23 protein-coding genes and 1 riboswitch are annotated in these 20,575 nt (G+C 57.9%); of the genes, 9 read left to right on the forward strand and 14 right to left on the reverse strand.

Annotated elements, in window-relative coordinates:
- Positions 1-6 precede the first annotated feature (6 nt).
- From DHN10_RS10970 to miaB, 11 genes are all read right to left on the reverse strand, one after another.
- Positions 7-525, reverse strand: a complete 519-nt coding sequence (locus tag DHN10_RS10970; RefSeq protein WP_108815371.1) for a hypothetical protein — start codon at positions 523-525, stop codon at positions 7-9.
- Between the two features lie 85 nt (positions 526-610).
- Positions 611-1,219 (reverse strand): (d)CMP kinase, encoded by a 609-nt coding sequence (gene cmk, locus DHN10_RS10975; protein WP_108815372.1) that lies wholly within the window; start codon positions 1,217-1,219, stop codon positions 611-613.
- Entirely contained in the window at positions 1,216-2,568 is a 1,353-nt protein-coding gene (aroA, locus tag DHN10_RS10980; protein ID WP_108815373.1) for a 3-phosphoshikimate 1-carboxyvinyltransferase, read from the reverse strand. The genes cmk and aroA overlap by 4 nt, the downstream gene beginning before the upstream one ends.
- A gap of 103 nt (positions 2,569-2,671) precedes the next feature.
- Complete coding sequence (trmB, locus tag DHN10_RS10985) at positions 2,672-3,385, reverse strand: tRNA (guanosine(46)-N7)-methyltransferase TrmB (protein WP_108815374.1); 714 nt, start codon at positions 3,383-3,385, stop codon at positions 2,672-2,674.
- Between the two features lie 39 nt (positions 3,386-3,424).
- Positions 3,425-4,093 carry a hypothetical protein gene (locus DHN10_RS10990; RefSeq protein WP_234417109.1) on the reverse strand — a complete coding sequence of 223 codons (669 nt, stop codon included), beginning with the start codon at positions 4,091-4,093 and terminating at the stop codon, positions 3,425-3,427.
- 115 nt (positions 4,094-4,208) lie between these two features.
- Complete coding sequence (gene metK, locus DHN10_RS10995; protein WP_108815375.1) at positions 4,209-5,390, reverse strand: methionine adenosyltransferase; 1,182 nt, start codon at positions 5,388-5,390, stop codon at positions 4,209-4,211.
- 7 nt (positions 5,391-5,397) lie between these two features.
- A riboswitch (SAM-SAH riboswitch) is annotated at positions 5,398-5,446 on the reverse strand.
- Between the two features lie 33 nt (positions 5,447-5,479).
- Positions 5,480-6,979: an apolipoprotein N-acyltransferase gene (lnt, locus tag DHN10_RS11000; RefSeq protein WP_108815376.1), complete on the reverse strand. Its 1,500-nt coding sequence runs from the start codon at positions 6,977-6,979 to the stop codon at positions 5,480-5,482.
- On the reverse strand, positions 6,972-7,877 hold the full coding sequence (locus tag DHN10_RS11005) for a transporter associated domain-containing protein (protein ID WP_108815377.1): 906 nt from the start codon (positions 7,875-7,877) through the stop codon (positions 6,972-6,974). Before DHN10_RS11005 ends, lnt begins: the two co-directional genes overlap by 8 nt.
- A gap of 11 nt (positions 7,878-7,888) precedes the next feature.
- Positions 7,889-8,398: an rRNA maturation RNase YbeY gene (gene ybeY, locus DHN10_RS11010; protein WP_108815378.1), complete on the reverse strand. Its 510-nt coding sequence runs from the start codon at positions 8,396-8,398 to the stop codon at positions 7,889-7,891.
- Positions 8,395-9,408, reverse strand: coding sequence for a PhoH family protein (locus tag DHN10_RS11015; RefSeq protein WP_108815379.1), 1,014 nt, complete (start codon positions 9,406-9,408; stop codon positions 8,395-8,397). The genes ybeY and DHN10_RS11015 overlap by 4 nt, the downstream gene beginning before the upstream one ends.
- Positions 9,409-9,529: 121 nt before the next feature.
- On the reverse strand, positions 9,530-10,837 hold the full coding sequence (gene miaB / locus DHN10_RS11020; RefSeq protein WP_108815380.1) for a tRNA (N6-isopentenyl adenosine(37)-C2)-methylthiotransferase MiaB: 1,308 nt from the start codon (positions 10,835-10,837) through the stop codon (positions 9,530-9,532).
- Positions 10,838-10,948: 111 nt separating this feature from the next.
- Between miaB and DHN10_RS11025 the strand changes: the two genes are divergently transcribed.
- Positions 10,949-11,812, forward strand: a complete 864-nt coding sequence (locus DHN10_RS11025; protein WP_108815381.1) for a glycosyltransferase family 2 protein — start codon at positions 10,949-10,951, stop codon at positions 11,810-11,812.
- Here DHN10_RS11025 and DHN10_RS11030 read toward each other — a convergent pair.
- Both DHN10_RS11030 and irr read right to left on the reverse strand, forming a co-directional pair.
- Complete coding sequence (locus tag DHN10_RS11030) at positions 11,751-12,287, reverse strand: REP-associated tyrosine transposase (RefSeq protein ID WP_108815382.1); 537 nt, start codon at positions 12,285-12,287, stop codon at positions 11,751-11,753. The two genes, DHN10_RS11025 and DHN10_RS11030, sit on opposite strands and share 62 nt — an antisense overlap.
- 80 nt (positions 12,288-12,367) lie before the next feature.
- Positions 12,368-12,784 carry a Fur family transcriptional regulator Irr gene (gene irr, locus DHN10_RS11035; RefSeq protein WP_108815383.1) on the reverse strand — a complete coding sequence of 139 codons (417 nt, stop codon included), beginning with the start codon at positions 12,782-12,784 and terminating at the stop codon, positions 12,368-12,370.
- A 149-nt stretch (positions 12,785-12,933) separates the two neighbouring features.
- Between irr and fabA the strand changes: the two genes are divergently transcribed.
- Genes fabA through DHN10_RS11050 form a run of 3 tightly spaced genes read left to right on the forward strand, consistent with a single transcriptional unit; the run spans position 12,934 to position 15,506 of the window.
- Positions 12,934-13,443, forward strand: a complete 510-nt coding sequence (fabA, locus tag DHN10_RS11040; RefSeq protein ID WP_108815384.1) for a bifunctional 3-hydroxydecanoyl-ACP dehydratase/trans-2-decenoyl-ACP isomerase — start codon at positions 12,934-12,936, stop codon at positions 13,441-13,443.
- Positions 13,444-13,480: 37 nt separating this feature from the next.
- Positions 13,481-14,710 carry a beta-ketoacyl-ACP synthase I gene (fabB, locus tag DHN10_RS11045; RefSeq protein WP_108815385.1) on the forward strand — a complete coding sequence of 410 codons (1,230 nt, stop codon included), beginning with the start codon at positions 13,481-13,483 and terminating at the stop codon, positions 14,708-14,710.
- Between the two features lie 4 nt (positions 14,711-14,714).
- Positions 14,715-15,506: an enoyl-ACP reductase FabI gene (locus DHN10_RS11050; protein ID WP_108815386.1), complete on the forward strand. Its 792-nt coding sequence runs from the start codon at positions 14,715-14,717 to the stop codon at positions 15,504-15,506.
- A 50-nt stretch (positions 15,507-15,556) separates the two neighbouring features.
- Here the strand turns inward: DHN10_RS11050 and DHN10_RS11055 are convergent, their stop codons facing one another.
- A complete protein-coding gene (locus tag DHN10_RS11055) occupies positions 15,557-15,991 on the reverse strand; it encodes an FKBP-type peptidyl-prolyl cis-trans isomerase (protein WP_108815693.1) in 435 nt (144 codons plus the stop codon).
- Between the two features lie 130 nt (positions 15,992-16,121).
- Between DHN10_RS11055 and DHN10_RS11060 the strand changes: the two genes are divergently transcribed.
- Genes DHN10_RS11060 through pcaD form a run of 5 tightly spaced genes read left to right on the forward strand, consistent with a single transcriptional unit; the run spans position 16,122 to position 20,565 of the window.
- Complete coding sequence (locus DHN10_RS11060) at positions 16,122-16,799, forward strand: haloacid dehalogenase type II (RefSeq protein WP_108815387.1); 678 nt, start codon at positions 16,122-16,124, stop codon at positions 16,797-16,799.
- Complete coding sequence (locus DHN10_RS11065) at positions 16,799-17,617, forward strand: alpha/beta fold hydrolase (protein WP_108815388.1); 819 nt, start codon at positions 16,799-16,801, stop codon at positions 17,615-17,617. Before DHN10_RS11060 ends, DHN10_RS11065 begins: the two co-directional genes overlap by 1 nt.
- The gene (locus DHN10_RS11070) at positions 17,614-18,585 is read left to right on the forward strand and encodes a threonine ammonia-lyase (RefSeq protein ID WP_108815389.1); all 972 of its coding nucleotides are present in this window, start codon (positions 17,614-17,616) and stop codon (positions 18,583-18,585) included. Before DHN10_RS11065 ends, DHN10_RS11070 begins: the two co-directional genes overlap by 4 nt.
- Entirely contained in the window at positions 18,582-19,775 is a 1,194-nt protein-coding gene (locus DHN10_RS11075; RefSeq protein WP_108815390.1) for an endonuclease/exonuclease/phosphatase family protein, read from the forward strand. Before DHN10_RS11070 ends, DHN10_RS11075 begins: the two co-directional genes overlap by 4 nt.
- Complete coding sequence (gene pcaD, locus DHN10_RS11080) at positions 19,765-20,565, forward strand: 3-oxoadipate enol-lactonase (RefSeq protein ID WP_108815391.1); 801 nt, start codon at positions 19,765-19,767, stop codon at positions 20,563-20,565. Before DHN10_RS11075 ends, pcaD begins: the two co-directional genes overlap by 11 nt.
- The last annotated feature ends 10 nt before the right edge of the window (positions 20,566-20,575 follow it).

The raw sequence follows: 20,575 nt of genomic DNA on the forward strand, positions 1-20,575 counted from the left end.
ACAGTGTCAGATGTCCTGCCCGCGTTCCAGCAGATCTTCGATCAACTGGCGCTGCAAATCGCCGCTGTCACCGCGGCCAAATTGTGTGGCACCTCCGGTGTAGAGCGACCCATAGGTTTTTGCGATATTCACGGTCTGGGCAATGCCAGAGATAAGCTGATCCCGCTCCAACTCCTTGAAAGGATGTATAAAAACACCCCAAAGACGCCCCTGCGCCACTGCATAGCGCGCATCCAGCGCACTGTCGAAATTTGCCTGCATGACGCGCTGCATCTCGTCGGGTGTCATCGTCTCGGCAGAGCGGATGGGCACCATGGCCCGCATCCGATTGGCGGCAACATCGGTGACAATCAGGATCGGAATATCGTCGATGGTCAGGGCAAAACCGGGCCCAGACACCGCAGCCTCTGCATCAAGCGCCAGCACGATTTGCGCCATACGCTCTACCGTCATATGTGGTTCGGCCTCTTGCGCATGCGCTGTGGCGGGCAACAGAAATGCAATCAGGGCAAGACAACGGATCATGGGCGTACTCCTTTGTTAGAAGCTTAGGCTGATCACGTCACACGGCCAAAGCAACCTTTGGTGAAAGATTGCAATATCTAGGGCGTCAGCCGCGTTTGGCGGCGATAATCTCAATCGCGCGGGCAACAGCCGCGTCAATGCTCAGGTCAGAAGTATCGAGCATGACGGCATCGCCCGCAGGCACCAGCGGGGCCGTTGCGCGATTGCGGTCACGGTCATCGCGGGCTTTGACGTCGGCCAGCACGGTTTCGAAGGTGATCTCCATACCCTTGCTGGTCAGTTCCTGAAACCGGCGCTGAGCCCGGCACGCGGAACTGGCGGTGACGAATAATTTGACTTCAGCATCGGGGCAGATCACCGTGCCAATGTCGCGGCCATCCAGAACAGCTCCCGCACCGCGGCGGGCAAAGTCACGCTGAAATGCCTCCAGTGCAAGGCGCACCTCGGGCATCACGGCAACTTCGCTAGCGGCCTGCGCCACGGCAGGTGTGCGAAGCGCGTCATTCTCTAGGTCAATCGGATCAAGCGTGCGTGCTGCATCAACCGGGTCAGCTCCGGCCAGAACCTTGGCCGCTACGGCGCGATAAAGCAGGCCCGTATCCAAATGCGCAAAACCAAAAAGCGCGGCCACCGCCTTGGATATCGTCCCTTTGCCTGCGGCAGCAGGGCCGTCGATGGCGACGGTAAAGCTCATGAATTGGTCCGCACGATTTGCGCGCCCAGATCCGCCATCAAACCTTCGAAAATTGGAAAGGACGTCGCAATCGGGCTGCCATCATCAATGTGGATCGGCTTTTGTGTGGCCATGCCCATGACAGCAAAGGCCATCGCAATGCGGTGATCCAACACGCTTGCCACGGTCGCACCGCCCGGCACATTGCCATGCCCCAGCCCGGTAACCTGCCACCAGTCGGGGCCTTCATCAACCTGCACACCAGCGGTGCGCAGCCCCTTTGCCATTGCATCGATGCGGTCGCTTTCTTTGACACGCAGCTCCTTGACCCCCCGCATGTCAGTCACACCTTCGGCAAAAGAGGCGACAACCGACAGCACTGGGTATTCGTCGATCATGCTGGCGGCACGTTCGGGCGGCACGGCGATACCCTTGAGGTTGGGCGAAAACTTTGCACGCAGATCGGCAACTGGTTCACCGCCCTCTTCGCGCATATTCTCAAAGGTCAGATCGGCGCCCATCTCTTGCAAGGTTGTAAACAGGCCAGCACGGGTTGGGTTCAGTCCGATATTGGGAACCAGCACATCAGAGCCGGGAACGATCAGCGCTGCGCAGACCGGAAATGCCGCCGAAGAGGGATCGCGGGGAACAATGATGGTCTGCGGGGCCAGCTCTGGCTGGCCATCCAGAGTGATCACCCGACCTTCGTCAGTTTCTTCAACATGCAGCGTCGCCCCAAAGCCCTGCAGCATGCGTTCGGTATGGTCGCGGGTCGCTTCTTTCTCAATCACCACGGTCTGACCCGGCGCATTGAGGCCCGCCAAAAGCACCGCAGATTTCACCTGAGCCGATGGCACGGGCACAGTGTATCGCACGGGTACAGGCTCTGCGGCACCCACCAAAGTCATAGGCAAACGGCCACCTTCGCGGCCTACAGCCTGCGTGCCAAACAGGGCCAGCGGATCAGTGACCCGCCCCATCGGACGGCCATTCAGTGAGGCATCGCCTGTAAAGGTGGTTGCGATCGGCGATGTCGCCATCGCCCCCATGATCAACCGCACACCAGTACCGGAATTGCCGCAATCAATGATGTTCTGGGGTTCGGCAAAACCACCAACACCAACGCCTGACACCGTCCATTCACCGCCGCCATGATCAGTCACCGTCGCACCAAAGGCGCGCATTGCCTTGGCTGTGTCGAGCACATCATCACCCTCCAGCAGCCCGGTGATCCGGGTCTCACCCACGCAAAGCGCACCAAGGATCAGCGAGCGATGCGAGATCGATTTGTCGCCGGGCACATTTGCGGTGCCTTTCAAAGGGCCGCAAGGCCGAGAGGTCATCGGGATCGGGGTGCCATGGCCGGACATATCAGGAATTCCTTATCGCTTGCGCCGCTGATAGCGCAGGGTCGCGACAGGGTCCATTGCCCTGCTTCATCTTGGCCGAAAAACTCGCCCCTAGGTGCGGGCCCTACACCCGGCGGAAAGTCAGATAATGCGGGGTGCGGCCTTCGCGTAGGGCCTTCTGCTCATAACGGGTGGAATGCCAATCAGCCCAAGGTTCCCGCCAATCAGCCGGCGTTTCGGCCAACCAATCAAACCCATGGCGCGGCACCTGTTCGAGGGTCTGGCGCACATAATCGGGAATGTCTGTAGCAACCCGCAACTCTGCCCCCGGCTTCATCACCTTATGCAGCGGGGCCAGATGTTCGGGTGTGACAAAGCGGCGGCGATGATGGCGTTTCTTGGGCCATGGGTCGGGGTAGTTCAGGAAGACCTTGCTGACGGTCGCATCAGGCAGCACATCAAACAGATCGCGCACATCGCCAGGGTGGACCCGCAGATTGGACACTTCAGCTTTGCGGATCTTACCCAAAAGCATGGCCACGCCGTTAATGAAGGGCTCACAGCCGATCAGACCAATATCGGGATAGGTTTCGGCCATGTGCAACAGGTGCTCACCACCGCCAAAACCGATTTCAAGCCAGACTTCACGGTCTCCAAAGACTGCCGCCAGATCAAGGGGCGTGCGATCAGGGTTTTCGTCCCAGGAAATCGGGCCGGGTGACAAAGGCGCAAGGTCATTGTCAAGATAGTCATGCTGTGACGCACGGATCGTCTTGCCCTTGAAGCGGCCATAGAAGTTGCGCCAAGGGGCGCCAGAGGGGTGGTTTGTCTTGCTCATCCCGGGGCTTTAACAAGCTGACCCCACTGGCGCAAACATTCACTCGCGCAGAACACCCGCTGTTTGCAATTCTTGTCGCGAGGGGAACCACATGCCGGGGCGGTATTTCTTGGTTTCGACTGCAAATTCAGGATCAACGCCGCGGGCCAGCATATAGGCAATCTGCTCTGCCGTTTCATGCTGGGTGTCGCCATAAAGCCATGCGGCGAAATCCCAAGGCGTGTGCCAATGGGACTGCTCACGCCAGTATTTGTAGTAATCTTGGATGTCTTGGGCATCCCAGCTGCTTTGATGAAACCCGATCCTTGAGCCGCGGGTCATCTCTCGGCGCGCGCCCGCAAGGAACACCGTGACACAAGCACTGCTGCATTCATCAACGACAAGAGTGTCCAACTCGAAGTCCAGCACGATCTGCGCCATATCGGCCCCGACCCAAATGACCCCACCGCTGCTGGTCAGTTGCAGGACAGATATGTCCTTGTTTTGTCGCAGATGCTCGGCCAGCAGGTCGATATCTTCTTCTGAGATCTCCGCATATCTGCCGTCGATCTCGATTTGGCTGTTGTAGATCAGCGTGTCGCCATCAACTGTGAACTTTGAGGCGGTTGTGTTTTCCTCAGCGTCAATTGTTGACGCGGATTTCTCTGCAAATAGGGGCGTGGCAACACCCACCAACAGACCCATCACCAAGGCAAATCTTCGCAACATCAGGCTTTCTCCGAACGGCTCCGCCGCTCAGCTTAAGGGCGAGCGGTGGAAACGGCCAGTGATTTTAGCGCGACTGTGCAGCATCGTAAGGTGGATCAAGATCCACCTTACCTGATCAAACGGCTTTCTTCAGAGCCTCAACCAGATCGGTCCGCTCCCAGCTGAATCCGCCATCAGCATCCGGTTCACGCCCGAAATGGCCGTAGGCAGCCGTGCGTTCATAAATCGGCTTGTTCAGCTGCAAATGCTCGCGAATTCCACGTGGCGTCAGATCCATGACCTGATCAATGGCGCGCTCAATCTCGGCTGGATCAACGTCGCCGGTGCCATGCGTATCGGCATAAATCGAAAGTGGCTTGGCCACACCAATGGCATAGCTAAGCTGGATCGTGCAGCGTTCAGCCATGCCCGCGGCCACAACGTTCTTGGCAAGATAGCGCGACACATAGGCCGCTGAGCGGTCCACTTTGGTCGGGTCCTTGCCCGAAAATGCACCGCCACCATGCGGGGCCGCACCACCATATGTATCAACAATAATCTTACGACCCGTCAGGCCAGCATCCCCATCAGGGCCGCCAATAACAAACGTGCCCGTCGGGTTCACCCACCATTCTGTTTGCGGCGTGATCAACCCCTCTGGCAGTACTTCGCGAATGTAGGGCTCAACAATGGCGCGAATATCGTCGCTGCTTTGGCTTTCGTCACGGTGCTGGGTCGACAGCACGATCTGCGTCGCCTCCACCGGTTTGCCATCCACATAGCGCAGCGAAATCTGGCTTTTGGCGTCAGGACGCAGGGTGGGCTCTTCGCCAGATTTGCGCGCTGCGGCCAACCGGCGCAGGATCGCGTGGGCGTATTGGATCGGGGCCGGCATCAAGGCGTCGGTTTCAGTCGTGGCATAGCCAAACATAATCCCCTGATCGCCTGCACCTTCGTCCTTGTCTGCTGCGGCATCAACGCCTTGCGCGATATGTGCGGACTGCTCGTGCAGCAGGTTTGTGACCTCACAGGTCGCATGATGGAACTTGTCCTGCTCATAGCCGATATCTTTGATGCAGACGCGCGCGATGTCTTCAACCCGGCCCATATAATCCTTGAGCTTGGATTGATCCGACAGACCAACCTCGCCACCGATCACCACACGGTTTGTGGTCGCGAAGGTTTCGCATGCGACCCGCGCTTCGGGTTCTTCGGTGAGGAATGCATCAAGGATTGCGTCGGAGATCCGATCGCAGACCTTATCGGGGTGGCCCTCGGAAACAGATTCCGAAGTAAAAATATAATTTTGCCGTGCCATGAGGAAGTGCTCCAATGAAAAACAATTGTCACGCCAGGAAGCCGTTGTGACAGAACTACGGTCCCAGATAGGGGGTCGCCAGTTCAGGGTCAATCGCTATCGCGTCTGGCGATAAGATAACCCAGTATCATTAACAAAATGAGCACAATTGTGGCCGGCAGATCACCCCATTTCGCATAAAACGTTTCCGGCAGAGCCGCTGGCAGGCGCGCATCCAATGCCCCTTCGGCGTTCAGCGGCAGGGCGGCGGTCACCCGGCCCCGACCATCAATCATCGCGCTGATCCCGGTATTGGCGACCCGCACCATCGGCAACCCCTGCTCAATCGCGCGCAGGCGGGCCTGTGCCAGGTGCTGACGCGGGCCCGCGCCTTGCCCAAACCAGGCATCATTTGTGATCAGCAACAGCATCCTTGGCCGTGCGTCGCCATACCCGATCTCTTCAGCAAAAATGCCTTCGTAGCAGATCAGCGGTACAGCCCCGCCGATCCCCGGTATCTCCAACGGACCGGGCACAGTGCCAGATGTAAATCCAATGCCCAGACTGCGGGCCAGCCCCGTGGCCCCGGCCTGCCCCAACAAGGCCGCGCCGGGCATGTATTCGCCGAAGGGCACCAGATGCCGCTTGTCATACACCGCCTGCAGCTCGCCGCCCGGTCCCATTACAACCATGCTATTGTATGCCCGCAATTCCGCATCCCGCCGCTGGATCCCAAACACCAGAGGCGCACCGCGGGCGGCATCAGCCAGCAGGTTTACATCTTCATCAAGTGAATTGAGCAGATACGGCACGGAGGTCTCTGGCCAAACCACCAGATCAGCCGCATCGCCTTCGCCGGTCAATCGCAAAAGGCGCGCAAAGAACAGATCACGATAGGCGGGGTCCCATTTCTGGCTTTGTGGCGCATTGGGTTGCACCAGGCGTACCAGCGGTGCTTCGGCGTCGGCATTCGGCATTGGGCCGGGTTGCAAAACAAAGTTGAGAGCAAGCAGCAGGCCGATCACAACCAGCCCGATCAACCGAACAGAACTGAAGAGCGCGGCAAGCCCCCACGCGCAAAGCACGGCCAGAAGGCTTAGCAGATGCGGACCACCCCAAGCAGCCGCTTGGGCAATACCCGTGTCCAGCCAAACATGGCCCAATAGCGCCCAAGGAAAACCCGTCAGGATCAAGGCACGCAAGACTTCCGCACCGACCAGCACCAGACCAAGCAGCAGGACATTGCGTGGCGCGACCCGGTGCGCAACCCACCCAGCCAACGCCCAGAACAGTGCAGCGCCGCCGCCCATCAAGACCAATGCAAATGGGGCCATCCAGCCATGGCGCGCGACATCCACAAGGAAGGGTTCAACAATCCAGTGCAGGCAGAAGGCAAAGTAGCCAAAGCCAAATGACCACATGGAAAACGCCGATTGGCGGGCGGTTTGGCTTGCCGCGGTAAGCAGAAAAACAGCAGCCAACGCCAGCAGCGTCAGAGGCCATAGATCAAAGGGGGCCTGCCCCAGTCCCGCGAGCACGCCCAACACGACAAGCACCAGCCAGCGCCGCCAACCGGCTAGACTAGCAAACCGCACCAAGAGATCAGGCATCACTGCTTTGCGTTTTGATCTGCGAGGGTCTTAGCCGCACCCGCAGCCGCTTGATCCGGCGCGGATCGGCATCAACCACCTCAAATTCCGGGCCGTCAGGATGCACAATCACTTCGCCGCGCACCGGCAGATGACCCGCAATCATCGTGACGAGCCCCCCTAGCGTATCGATATCTTCTTCATCGATCTCATCATGGGTGGTCAAATCCATGCCAATCTCGGCCTGAAACTCGTCCAATTCGGTGCGAGCCTGCGCCAGATAACAACCGGGCATTTCCATGACCCAGTTTTTGGCTTCTTCGATGTCATGTTCGTCTTCGATTTCACCGACAACCTGTTCGATCACATCTTCAATTGTGACCAGCCCATCGGTGCCACCGTATTCATCAATCACAAGAGCCATGTGGATGCGTTCTGCCTGCATCTTGGTCAGCAAAACGCCCAACGGCATTGAGGGCGGCACATAGATCAGCGGACGCAACATTTCGCGCAGGTCCATCTTGGGGCTTTTGCCGTTGAAGCCATGACGCAGGGCAAAATCCTTGAGGTTTGCAATGCCAATCGGCGTATCCAACGTGCCGGCATAAACGGGCAGTCGGGTCAGCCCGCTTTCGCGGAACACCTCGACCAATTCGTCCTTGCTGATTGTGGCAGGCACCGCCACGATATCGGGCTTGGGAATGGCCACGTCCTCGACGCGCATGCGGCGCAGGTTCAGCATACCCAGAACAGAGCCTGCCGGTTTGACATGCTCTGATGGGCGCGTCTCTAGCAGTTCCGGCTGTGCGGGCGGGCGAATAGCGTGTTTCAGGCGGGTCCAAAGGCCCGCTTGTGTCTCTGTCTGGTCCTGTTGCGCGCTTTGCGCTGCGATAGATGGACCCGCGTCTGTGTCGCCCATTTTTCCCTTACCTATGAAGCCTGATGGCCCGTATCATTCCTATATGGGTCAGCAATACCCAATTTGCCAAGTATTTCAGTTTCCAACCCCTCCATGAGGGTGGCATCACGGTCACGCTCGTGATCGAAACCCAATAGATGGAGTGTGCCATGTATCAGTAAATGGATGGTGTGGTCACCTATGGTTTTCCCTGCCTCAGCGGCTTCGCGCGCGCAGGTGTCATAGGCGATGGCAATATCGCCCAATTCATTGTCCGGGCCAAACTGCGGCATCACCGGCATTTCGCCATCCATCGCTGCACCTCGTTCTGCCGATGGCCAGCTGAGCACATTTGTCGGGCGGGGCTTGCCCCGGAAATCTTCGTTCAACACCGCAATGCGCGCATCATTACATGCCAGAACACTGACCTCGAACACGGAAGGCTCCAACCCCAAACGGGTCAATGTGGCATCAGTGGCAACTTGAGCGAGGTCTTCAATCGCGGCCCAGCGCGGATCTTCAACCATGCAATCCACGGTCACTTCGGATCATCCGCCTCATAGGCCTCGATGATGGCGGCCACCAACGGGTGACGGACAACATCCTTGGAGGTGAAGTAGCTAAAGCTGATCTTGGGAATGCTCTTGAGCAAACGCTCTGCATCCCAGAGGCCGGAGTTTACCCCGCGCGGCAGGTCGATTTGCGTGCGATCGCCAGTGATCACCATGCGGCTGCCTTCACCAAGACGGGTCAAGAACATCTTCATCTGCATGGTTGTGGCATTCTGCGCCTCATCCAGCACGACAAAGGCATTGGACAGGGTACGCCCGCGCATAAATGCCAAGGGAGCGATTTCTATCACCTTTTCCTCGATCATCTTGGCGGATTGTTTGCCCGGCAGAAAATCATTCAGCGCGTCATAGAGCGGCTGCATGTAAGGATCGACCTTGTCTTTCATATCGCCCGGCAGATAGCCCAGCTTCTCGCCCGCTTCGACCGCAGGGCGTGACAGGATAATCTTGTCGACATGGCCCGAGATCAGCATGTTCACGCCAACCGCCACAGCCAGATAAGTTTTGCCCGTGCCCGCCGGGCCGATGCCAAAGGCCAATTCCTTATCATACAGCGCTTTGACATAGGCCTTCTGCGCATCTGTGCGCGGCTCAACCAGCTTCTTGCGAGTTTTGATTTCGACGCGGGATGTCTCGCCGTTGAACAACTCGATCTGATCACCGTCACGGGCAGGCCCGCGCACAGGTTCCGCACCCATGCGCAATTCGCGGTCCAGATCACCGGGTTCCAGCGTGCGGCCCGCCTCCAGACGGCTGTAAAGCGCCTGTAGAACCAAGGTCGCCTCATCGCGGGCGTCTTCCTCACCGATCACGGCAAGCTGGTTGCCCCGGCGCAGGATCTGCACATCAAGTTTGTCTTCGATGGTGGTCAGGTTGCGGTCATATTCGCCGCAAAGATCGATCAGCAAAAAGTTGTCAGGAAATTCCAACAGGGCTTCTGTGGCAGCTTCAGCGGGTGGGGTCAGGGCACCAGTGGCCAATCAGCTCTCCTTTGAGTCTATATATAGGTATCGTGGCAAGTCAGACAGCAAGGCGCAAGGGATCAAACGGAAATGTCACAGAAATGATATGAACGCGCCGGTAGGGTGGGTGAAACCCACGCTACAGCAACTCACCTTTCAGCGAATTTGGACTGTCCTGCACAACCTTCACGCGGCGCACCTGCCCCAGCACATCCGCTGGCGCATCAGCGTAAACCGCATGCAGATACTCGGACTTGCCAATCATCTGTCCCGCTTCACGCCCTGCCTTTTCAAACAGTACTTTAACCTCTCGACCAACCATTGCCGCTTGCGTCGCCTGCTGCTGTTCGCGCAACAAGGCCTGCAAGCGCTGCAAACGGTCGTTCATAACATCCTCTGGCAGTTGCGGTTTTTCAGCGGCTGGCGTGCCCGGACGGGTGGAATACTTGAACGAATAGGCCTGCCCATAATGGACATCACGGACCAACTGCATCGTGTCCTCAAAATCTTCATCAGTCTCACCGGGGAACCCCACAATGAAATCCCCTGACAACAGCAGGTCAGGCCGCGCGGCACGAATGCGTTCGATCAGACGCAGATAGCTTTCGCCAGTATGCTTGCGGTTCATTGCCTTAAGAATGCGGTCGGACCCCGATTGCACCGGTAAATGCAGATAAGGCATCAGTTTGTCGCATGTGCCATGGGCCGCGATGAGCGCTTCATCCATGTCGTTGGGGTGCGAGGTGGTAAAGCGAATGCGCTCTAACCCATCGACCTTGTCCAGAGCCCAGATCAACCCGGCCAAGCCACCCTCATGCCCATGATATGCATTCACGTTCTGGCCCAGCAGGGTGATTTCCTTCACGCCGCTTTCCACAAGTTCCTGCGCCTCGCGAATGATACGATCCGCCGGGCGCGACACCTCTGCACCACGCGTATATGGCACCACGCAGAAGGCACAAAACTTGTCGCAACCTTCCTGCACGGTCAAAAATGCGGTCGGGCCGCGTTTGGCCTTCGCACGCGTCTTGAGCGTTTCAAACTTATCATCGTCAGGGAAATCAGTATCCAGCGCCTTCGCCCCGTTCTGCACGGCATCATCCATCGCAGGCAGGCGGTGATAGCTTTGCGGGCCAACGACCAGATCAACCATCGGCTGCCGGCGCATGATCTCTTCACCTTCGGCCTGCGCCACGCAGCCCGCAACACCAATTTTCAGATCGGGGTTTTCCGCCTTCAAACCTTTGAAACGCCCCAACTCAGAATACACCTTCTCGGCTGCTTTTTCGCGGATATGGCAGGTGTTGAGTAGAATCATATCAGCATCATCAGGCGTCTGCGTTTCGACATATCCTTTGCCGCCCAGCGCCTCGGCCATGCGTTCGCTGTCATAGACATTCATCTGACAGCCATATGTCTTAATATAGAGCTTCTTGGGCGCGGACATCGCAAAGACCTTGGATTGGGGAAGTGGGGGCCTTCTAGCGGCTTGGCGGATCGCTTGCAATGCGGGCCGATATGGCGGAATTTGCGATAATCGCAACAGAACAGACGGCACATGCATTTCACATCCTTGTCCATGCTCAAAGCGCAAGCCAGACAATCACTGGGCGCGGGGCCCGTTGGTCTGATCCTGCTGGACGACGGGGTAGAGGTGGAAAGCACGATTGCGCATCATCTCGGCTTTGGTTTTGGCGATCTGGTACTTGTTTGTGCGGCAGAAATGGACGTGCCAGTTGATCTGGCCCCCAACGTCCACCGGGCCGACTATGATGTCACCCGCGATGATGCCCTACCCACTGTGATCAATACCGTGATCAAAGCCTTGCCGGGGCAGTGGGTCTATTACTGCTACAATGCAGAGTATCTTTTCTATCCATTCTGCGAAAACCGCAGTGTGGGCGAAATGCTGACCTTTATGACCGAAGAGCGGCGCGATACGGTCATGACGCATCTTGTTGATCTTTACCCGCAGGATCTGGCGGGCCATCCCGGCGGCGTTGATCGTCAAAACGCGCATTTTGATCGGTCGGGCTATTATACCCTCGCCCGCGAGGACGCGACTGGGCATGCAATTGAGCGGCAGATCGACCTCTACGGCGGGCTGCGTTGGCGGTTTGAGGAACATATCGGCAGTAAACGGCAACAGCTGAACCGGGTGTCGTTTTTTCGGGCTGTGCCGGGACTTGAGATGCTCGTCGACCGGTCATTCAACATTGCAGAGTTCAACACCTTTGCCTGCCCTTGGCACAACAACCTAACAGCGGCGATCGGTTCGTTTCGGACGGCAAAGGCTCTGCGGCGCAACCCCGGCAGTCGCCATGTGATCGACACGTTTCATTGTCCGCAGTCAGAACGGTTTAACTGGCAATCCCAACAACTTTTGGATTTGGGGCTGATGGAACCGGGGCAATGGTTTTGACAGGCGCGCACCCCTTTGTGCGATGAAGCGAGCAATAGGGCCAATCACTTGGTTTGCGCACAAGGCCCGTGTGAATGGGTGCAGAGCGGATCAGATGCATGTGCAGGGCAAGGTCATCATCGTCCCTGATCAAATGCTCCCAGAACCGGCGCTGCCAAATCCCCTTCTCGCCGCGCTTGCGGTGACTGGGCGGCACATAGGCTGGCGCGGGAACATTGCGCGAGAAGGCTGACTTTATCAACCGCCAGCGTTTGGAAAAATCCGCATCATCCTCGGGCAAGGTCCAGATCATATGAAGTTTGTTTGGCAGAATGACCGCTGCATCTATCACAAACGGCCAACGCTTGCGGGTCAGCCGTGTGGCATCGCGCAGCACATCAATATGGCTGATAAGCAGATCAGAGGATTGATCCTGCAAACGAACGGTAAAGAAATAGGTGCCTCCGGGCACACGCAGACGGCGATAGTTGGACATCACGACAGAGTGGCCCGACTCAGTTAATGAAATGTGAAGTGCCGCAGAAAAGTAAGGTGGATCAAGATCCACCTTACACCTCAGGTCCGTCGCAACCTGATCACAACGTCCACTGATGCAATCTCTGCGCCCTCTGGCGCATCCGGCAAATGCCGGATTTCCAGCTGATCCGCAGGTGCATCCGTTAGCTTGGCACTGTCTTCCCAATAAAAATGCGGATGATCCGTCATATTTGTATCGAAGTAGCTTTTCGAACCATCCACCGTAATTTCGCGCATCAACCCTGCATCGCAAAACGCGCGCAGCGTGTTGTAGACCGTCGCAAGTGACACTTTTTCGTCGGTGTCAGTGGCGGCATCAAACAGGCTCTCGGCCGTCACGTGACGGTCCTGACCGTCACCAACCAGCAGCGTCGCCAACGTCATACGCTGCCGCGTCGGGCGCAATCCTGCACCGGCAAGCCAATCCGCGCTGCGCTGTGTTTCGATCTGTGTCATGGTCGCTCTTTTGCTGCCTTACGTCATTCATATGGGAACTTGGGGGTTATGATCAAATAAAAACAGTCGGAAAACCGGCAGACTTGCTCTTGCAAACCCCCCGGTGGTAGAGGTCAGACAACGCAGTCAACAACAATGAGACCACGAACATGGCGGATTATCCCACAAGTTTTGACAAAGAAGGGCTGCTCAAATGCGCCCGCGGCGAGCTTTTTGGCGAAGGCAATGCCCAGCTTCCCGCCCCGCCCATGCTGATGATGGACCGGATCACTGACATTTCCGGCGACGGCGGCGAACATGGCAAAGGCCATGTGGTGGCAGAGTTCGATATCACCCCTGATCTGTGGTTTTTTGACTGCCATTTCCCCGGCAACCCGATTATGCCCGGCTGTCTGGGCCTTGATGGCTTGTGGCAACTGACCGGTTTCAACCTTGGCTGGCGTGGCTGGCAAGGGCGCGGCTATGCGTTGGGTGTGGGCGAAGTCAAACTGACCGGCATGGTTCGCCCGGACCGTAAGATGCTGACCTATAAGGTAGATTTTACCAAAGCCATCCAAACCCGCCGTCTGACGATGGGCGTGGCCAATGGGATTGTTGAGGCCGATGGCGAGGTCATCTATCAAGTCACCGATATGAAGGTTGCGCTGTCCGAAAACTAGGCCACCAATCTACGACGAAAATAAAGGAGAGGTGCCCATGCGCCGTGTTGTTGTCACCGGTCTCGGGATCGTGTCGCCCATCGGAAATAATGCTGATGAGGTTCTGGCGTCATTGAAAGCCGGAAAATCCGGGATCGAAGCCTCGCCTGAAATGGCCGAGCACGGGTTTCGCAGCCAGATCGCGGGCACGCTCAAGATCGACATCACCGAACATGTCGACAAACGCACACTGCGCTTTATGGGGCCGGGTGCGGCCTATGCGCACATCGCCATGGGTCAGGCCATCGCAGATGCCGATCTGGACGAAGATCGGGTCGTCAACCCGATGACCGGGCTGATTGCAGGCTCTGGCGGGCCTTCAACCTCGGCCATGCTAACCGCCCATGAGGTTGTCAAAAACACTGGTGCGACCAAGCGGATTGGCCCCTTTGCCGTACCAAAATGCATGTCGTCCACGGTCAGTGCAAACCTTGCAACCGCCTATAAGATCAAGGGCATGAACTTCTCGATCACCTCGGCATGCTCCACCTCGTTGCATTGCATTGGCATGGCCGCCCAGCAAATCGCCTTGGGTCAGCAGGACATTATGTTTGCAGGCGGCGGCGAAGAGCTGGACTGGACGCTGTCGTGCCTCTTTGACGCAATGGGGGCCATGTCCTCAAAATACAACGACACGCCGGAACGGGCGAGCCGCGCATTTGACGCAGACCGCGATGGTTTTGTGATCGCAGGTGGCGGTGCCATGGTCGTGTTGGAAAGCCTTGAAAGCGCACAGGCGCGTGGCGCAAAAATCTATGCCGAAGTCACCGGGTTTGCAGCCACCTCTGACGGTGCTGACATGGTTGCCCCCTCGGGCGAAGGCGGCGAGCGGGCCATGCGCGGTGCGCTTACGACACTGCCAGAAGGACGCAACATCAGCTACATCAACGCCCATGGCACATCGACACCGGTCGGTGATGTAGGCGAGGTTGAGGCCGTGCGCCGCGTCTTTGGCGAAGGCTCCACCCCTCCCATCAGCTCGACCAAATCCATGACAGGTCACAGCCAAGGCGCCACTGGCGCGCAAGAAGCCGTCTATTGCTTGCTTATGCTGCAAGACGATTTCATCGCGCCATCGATCAATGTCGAAAACCTCGATCCGGCGTTGAAGCCTGCAGAGATTGCAACCGATCTTGTTGAAAATGCAGGACTGGATACCGTGATGACAAATTCATTCGGGTTTGGCGGCACAAACGGCTCAATGCTGTTGTCGAAGTTCAAAGGGTAGACGCATGACAATCTCGATGAAGGGCAAACGCGGGCTGGTTATGGGCGTGGCCAATGAGCGCTCGATCGCGTGGGGCATCGCCAAGGCGATGGCCGAAGCAGGCGCAGAGCTCGCATTCACCTATCAGGGCGAGGCCTTCGGCAAACGGCTAGAGCCTTTGGCGCAATCTGTTGGCTCTGACATTATGGTCGATGTGGATGTGACCGATGACGCAAGCATGGACACTGCCTTTGCCACGCTCAAGGATCGCTGGGGCACGTTAGATTTTGTGGTCCACGCCATCGCCTTTTCCGACAAGAACGAACTGACAGGCCGCTTCATCAACACCAGCCGCGAGAACTTTAAAAACTCGCTGGCGATCTCGTGCTATTCCTTCATTGATGTGGCCAACCGCGCGGCAGCCTTGATGCCAGATGGTGGCACCCTGCTGACGCTGACCTATCAAGGGTCAAACCGGGTCACACCATTCTACAACGTGATGGGTGTGGCCAAGGCGGCGCTGGAATCGGCAACGCGCTATCTGGCAAACGATCTGGGTCCACAGGGTATCCGCGTGAACGCGATCAGCCCCGGCCCGATGAAGACACTGGCAGGGGCCGCCATTGGCGGTGCGCGCAAAACCTACAAGCACACCGATTTGAACGCACCAATGCGCAGCAATGCCACGCTAGAGGCCGTGGGCGGCACCGCTGTCTACCTCGCCTCGGATGCCGGGGCCTGCACAACCGGTGAGATCATTCGCGTTGATGGTGGTTTCCATGTGCTGGGGATGCCGCAGCCGGACCACTTGGTTTAGTGCTGTTTGAACCATACATCAAAGCGTTACTTGAATATCTCCAACCTTCCCTACCCCGCATCAATCCCCACAATCTCAATCGCAAAGTTCAAATCTTTACCTGCCAGCGGATGGTTGGCATCCAGCGTCACCTCGGTCTCTGACACAGCGGCAACCGTCACGGGCACAACCTGCCCCTGTGGTGTCTGCATCTGCAATTGCGTGCCGACCTCGACCGGGATTTCTGCCGGGATCTGCTCGCGCGGCACCGCCTGACGCGCGTCAGGATTGCTTTCGCCATAAGCCTGCGCGCAAGGGACGTTCACGTCCTTTTTGTCGCCCACCGCCATACCAGGGATTGCCGCATCAAGGCCGGGAATGATCTGGCCAGAGCCTACAACAAACTCCAGCGGGTCGCGCCCTTCGGAGCTGTCGAAAGTCTCACCACTGTCCAAAGTGCCGGTATAGTTGATGCGCACGGTATCGCCTGCTTTTGCCTGGCTCATGTCCAATCCCTTGTCTGTCATATGTAAAATCCCGCGCACGCTACGTGGGTCGGGTAGGACATGCAAACGCATTGCCCCTTTTCGCCGCCGCAGTGCCGTGACAGGGTGGCCACAACGAACGGAGGCGCCGATGCCAATCACAACTTATGTGTTTGATGCCTATGGCACATTGTTTGATGTGAATGCTGCCGCAAGCCGGGCCGCCAAAGAACCCGCACATCTGGCACTGGTCGAGACATGGCCCGACATTGCCCGCGATTGGCGGCTCAAGCAGCTGCAATATACGTGGTTGCGCGCCGTGGCTGGGCAGCATTGCGATTTCTGGCAGGTCACACAGGACGGTCTGGACTGGGCGCTTGAGGCGCATGGATTGGCCAATGACAGCACACGCGCACGCCTGCTTGAGCTTTACTGGGAATTGGACGCCTATGCCGAGGTGCCTGCGATGCTGGCCGCGCTGAAGGCATCTGGCAAGAAAACCGCGATCCTGTCCAACGGCTCGCCCGATATGCTGAATGCGGCTGTGTCCTCGGCAGGGATACGGGACCTTTTGGATGCGGTGCTAAGCGTGGAAACCGTGGGCGTGTTCAAACCGGCAACCGCAGTCTACGACCTTGTTGGCGCGCATTTCGGCGGTACCCGCGAAGAGGTGCTTTTTGTCTCCTCCAACGGCTGGGATGCGGCAGGTGCTGCAGGATATGGCTTTCAGACGGCTTGGGTGAACCGCGCGGGTGAACCTGTCGACAGGCTTTATGCCAAACCCCATCATGTGCTGTCGGACCTGACGACAATCCCGGAGTTCACCTGATGCCTTTCTTTACAGCGCAAGACGGCACCAAACTGCATTACACTGACGAAGGGGTTGGCGTTCCTGTCATCGCCCTTGCGGGCCTGACCCGGAACGGGGCCGATTTTGACCATGTTGCACCGCATCTGCCGGTCAGGTTGATCCGGCCCGATTATCGCGGGCGCGGCCAATCGGATTGGGCAGACGCTGCCACATACACCATCCCCCACGAAGCGCAGGATGTGCTGGCCCTGATGGATCATCTGGAGCTTGAGACCGCAGCGATCCTAGGCACGTCACGTGGCGGGCTGATTGCGATGGTATTGGCGGCAACAGCCAAGGATCGGCTGTTGGGTGTGGCGCTCAATGACATTGGGCCGGTGATTGATGGCAAGGGCCTTGATATCATCAAAGGCTACATCGGGCGCAATCCACCGCAAAAGACCTATGCCGCCGCGGCAGAGGCACGTGCCAAGCACTGGTCACATTTCGTGGACGTCCCAGTGGCGCGTTGGCTGGCCGAGGTGAAAGCGCACTATAAGGAAACAGACGATGGTCTGGTGATCCGCTACGATCCCAAACTGCGCGATGCGGTGCTGGCGGCGGGCGCACAACCGGCGCCTGATCTTTGGCCGCTCTTTGCGGCATTCACTGGCCTGCCGTTGGCGCTGGTACGTGGGGCGAACTCTGATCTTTTGTCCAAGGACACTGCTGATGAAATGACCCGCCGCCGCCCTGACATGATCCGCACTGATGTGCCGGGGCGCGGCCATGTACCATTTCTGGACGAACCACAGGCGCTGGACGCGCTGCACAAATGGGTGGAACAGCTGCAATGAACATCGACATGATCCGGGCCGCCGCAGAGCGGATCAAAGGCCACGCGCGGCGCACACCGATGCTGACCTCGCCATTTTTGGATGAGATCGCGGGGCGACGTGTCTTTGTGAAACCCGAATGCCTGCAGCACACGGGCTCTTTCAAATTTCGGGGCGGCTGGTCGGCGGTGTCGGCACTGACCGACAATGCGCTTAAAACAGGGGTGATCGCCTTTTCCAGTGGCAACCATGCGCAGGGCGTGGCGCTGGCGGCGCATGAACATGGCGCGCCAGCGGTTATTGTGATGCCCGAAGACGCCCCAACGGTAAAAATCGAAAACACGCGCGCGCTGGGGGCAGAGGTTGTGCTTTACGATCGTGCCAACGAAGACCGGGATGAAATTGGCGCACGGCTTGCAGCCGAACGCGGGCTGACGTTGATCAAACCGTTTGACGAACCGCAAGTCATTGCCGGTCAGGGCACGACAGGCCTAGAGATTGCCGAAGACATGAACGCCCTTGGCGTGACAGATGCGGATGTTATGGTTTGTTGCGGCGGTGGTGGTCTGACCTCTGGCATTGCGCTGGCACTAGCTGCGGATGCGCCCGGCCTGCGCGTGCGTCCGGCAGAGCCGGAAGAATTTGACGATGTCACCCGGTCTTTGGCCAGCGGCAAAATCGAGAGCAACACGCGCCGCGACGGATCACTTTGTGATGCAATCATCACACCGCAACCGGGCGCGTTGACGTTCCCTATCATGCAGAAACACTGCGGGCCGGGTATCGTTGTCAGCGAAGACGAATGCTTGCGCGCCGTGGGTCTCGCTTTCGCGCGTTTGCGCGTTGTCGTTGAACCTGGCGGCGCAGCAGCCTTGGCTGCAGCGCTTTTCCACCCTGACGCATTCACCGGCGATGCTGTCATTGCCGTTGCCACAGGTGGCAACGTCGATGCCGCCGTCTTTGCCCTTGCCTTGGAGACACTGAAATGACCCGCTTCACCATCGCCAGCTTCAACGTCAAGAACCTGATCGAGGCGGATCAGGAATACTATCGGTTCGAAAAATACACGCCCGAGGAATACGCATGGAAACGCGCCTGGCTGGCCGATCAACTGCTGACCATGAATGCCGATATCGTCTGCTTTCAAGAGATATTTAGCGAAGCGGCCCTGCGCGATGTGGTCATTGAGACCGACGAGTTGGGCCAAGCCGCCAATGAGGCCGTGATCCCTGACCGGTCCAAGCGCTATGCCCGCAAGGCGATTTTCCGCAAACTCGCCTTTGAACCCTACACTGAAGCGGCCCTCGCCTTTGCACCCAACAGCTTTGACGGAGGCCCCGGTCAGCGTCGTCCCGGTGTGGCGATCCTGTCGCGCTTTGGCTTTGCCGAACCGCCGGAGGTGCTGCAGGACCTTGATGAACCGTTGACCGTGCCCTTTAGCGATCTGGACGGCAGCGATGGCGGCACCTATCAGATCAAACGGCTCAGCCGTCCGATCATGAAAGCCAGTATTCCGGTGGGCGACACAGTGGTTACCGTCTTAAATTGTCACCTGAAATCCAAACTGGGCGAGTTGGAACGCCCCGACGGTGCGCCCTTCCCGCCTGCCGCCGATCTTGTAAACTATGATCCAGCAGCACGCGCGATGGGCTCGCTCCGGTCTGCTTTGCGGCGCATGGCAGAGGCTTGGGTGCTGCGGTCAGCTGTTCTAGAGGAACTCGCGCTTGATCGTCCGGTGATGGTGCTGGGTGATTTCAACGACAGCGAGCATGCGGTGTCCTCTGAGATCATCACCGGCGAGGTACCATTCAAGAACTACGCCTGGATGCGCAGACATGATGCCAAGACAAGCCGCAACCGCTATAGCGATGATGAAAACGAAATCATTCAGGATAAGATAACGAAAGTTCGCCTGCATTCGGCAGAAAAACTGTTCGTGAAACGGTCCCTGCGCGACATGGTCTATACGTCTGCATTCGGCGGAGTTTTTGAGAGCATCGACCAGATCCTGATGTCGCAGCATTTTCTTGATGACGACGATGGCATTGGTGAGATGGAGTACTTCAGCGTCTTCAACGACCACTTGACCGACGGCTCGCACCCCGAAGCACCTTACAACAAGCTCGCCTCTGATCACGGGCAGATCATGGCACATATGGTCTTGGGCGATGACGACTGAGCATCGGATCACAAGTCGCGACGGCGTGTGCCTGCATGCGCAGGTTGATGGGCCAGATGATGGGCCGGTGTTGGTCTTTGCCAATTCGCTGGGCACAAACCTGCATCTCTGGGGCCCGATCCTGCCTTATCTGACACAGGGCTTGCGGATCATCCGCTATGATAAACGCGGACATGGTAAATCCGACGTGCCGGATGGGCCCTACACCATGGGCCAATTGATCAGCGATGCAGAGGCTGTATGTGACGCGCTGAATGTGCGCGACGCGATGTTCGTGGGCCTGTCCGTTGGGGGTATGATCGGGCAAGGACTGGCGGTGAAACGGCCCGAGATTATTCGCGCCATGGTGCTGTCCAACACCGCCGCCAAGATCGGCAACCCCAAGTTTTGGCAGGACCGGATAGAGGTCGTCACAACAAGCGGTATGGCAAAGGCCGCAGATCCCATCATGCAACGTTGGTTTGGCAAGGCGTTTTACGAAAGCCCTGCAATGCCCCCATGGCAAGCAATGTTCGAAGCGACACCTGTTGCGGGGTACGCGGGCGTCTGTGCTGCGATTGCGGGCACAGATTTCTACACACCCACTAGCGGGCTACGAATTCCGTTGCTGGGCATCGCAGGGTCAGAGGATGGATCAACGCCCCCCGATTTGGTGCGCGAAACCATTGATTTGGTGCCGGGGTCGCAATTTGCGCTGATGCGCAAGGTGGGGCACTTGCCCTGCGTCGAAGCGCCAGAGGTTTTCGCAGGCCACATCAATGAGTTCCTGACCGCGACAGGGCATGTCTGACCCACCTGCA

Source organism: Loktanella sp. Alg231-35 (genome assembly GCF_900143545.1).
Classification (GTDB): Bacteria; Pseudomonadota; Alphaproteobacteria; order Rhodobacterales; family Rhodobacteraceae; genus Yoonia.

Coding starts and splice junctions, on each gene's coding strand:
- fabB (WP_108815385.1), top strand. CDS start 13,481: ATGCGCCGTGTTGTTGTCACCGGTCTCGGGATCGTGTCGCCCATCGGA.
- cmk (WP_108815372.1), bottom strand. CDS start 1,219: ATGAGCTTTACCGTCGCCATCGACGGCCCTGCTGCCGCAGGCAAAGGG.
- metK (WP_108815375.1), bottom strand. CDS start 5,390: ATGGCACGGCAAAATTATATTTTTACTTCGGAATCTGTTTCCGAGGGC.
- DHN10_RS11075 (WP_108815390.1), top strand. CDS start 18,582: ATGACCCGCTTCACCATCGCCAGCTTCAACGTCAAGAACCTGATCGAG.
- fabA (WP_108815384.1), top strand. CDS start 12,934: ATGGCGGATTATCCCACAAGTTTTGACAAAGAAGGGCTGCTCAAATGC.
- DHN10_RS11050 (WP_108815386.1), top strand. CDS start 14,715: ATGACAATCTCGATGAAGGGCAAACGCGGGCTGGTTATGGGCGTGGCC.
- aroA (WP_108815373.1), bottom strand. CDS start 2,568: ATGTCCGGCCATGGCACCCCGATCCCGATGACCTCTCGGCCTTGCGGC.
- DHN10_RS11055 (WP_108815693.1), bottom strand. CDS start 15,991: ATGAGCCAGGCAAAAGCAGGCGATACCGTGCGCATCAACTATACCGGC.
- DHN10_RS10970 (WP_108815371.1), bottom strand. CDS start 525: ATGATCCGTTGTCTTGCCCTGATTGCATTTCTGTTGCCCGCCACAGCG.
- DHN10_RS11005 (WP_108815377.1), bottom strand. CDS start 7,877: ATGGGCGACACAGACGCGGGTCCATCTATCGCAGCGCAAAGCGCGCAA.
- miaB (WP_108815380.1), bottom strand. CDS start 10,837: ATGTCCGCGCCCAAGAAGCTCTATATTAAGACATATGGCTGTCAGATG.
- DHN10_RS11060 (WP_108815387.1), top strand. CDS start 16,122: ATGCCAATCACAACTTATGTGTTTGATGCCTATGGCACATTGTTTGAT.
- lnt (WP_108815376.1), bottom strand. CDS start 6,979: ATGCCTGATCTCTTGGTGCGGTTTGCTAGTCTAGCCGGTTGGCGGCGC.
- DHN10_RS11070 (WP_108815389.1), top strand. CDS start 17,614: ATGAACATCGACATGATCCGGGCCGCCGCAGAGCGGATCAAAGGCCAC.
- DHN10_RS11065 (WP_108815388.1), top strand. CDS start 16,799: ATGCCTTTCTTTACAGCGCAAGACGGCACCAAACTGCATTACACTGAC.
- DHN10_RS11025 (WP_108815381.1), top strand. CDS start 10,949: ATGCATTTCACATCCTTGTCCATGCTCAAAGCGCAAGCCAGACAATCA.
- irr (WP_108815383.1), bottom strand. CDS start 12,784: ATGACACAGATCGAAACACAGCGCAGCGCGGATTGGCTTGCCGGTGCA.
- DHN10_RS10990 (WP_234417109.1), bottom strand. CDS start 4,093: ATGTTGCGAAGATTTGCCTTGGTGATGGGTCTGTTGGTGGGTGTTGCC.
- pcaD (WP_108815391.1), top strand. CDS start 19,765: ATGACGACTGAGCATCGGATCACAAGTCGCGACGGCGTGTGCCTGCAT.
- DHN10_RS11030 (WP_108815382.1), bottom strand. CDS start 12,287: ATGTCCAACTATCGCCGTCTGCGTGTGCCCGGAGGCACCTATTTCTTT.
- trmB (WP_108815374.1), bottom strand. CDS start 3,385: ATGAGCAAGACAAACCACCCCTCTGGCGCCCCTTGGCGCAACTTCTAT.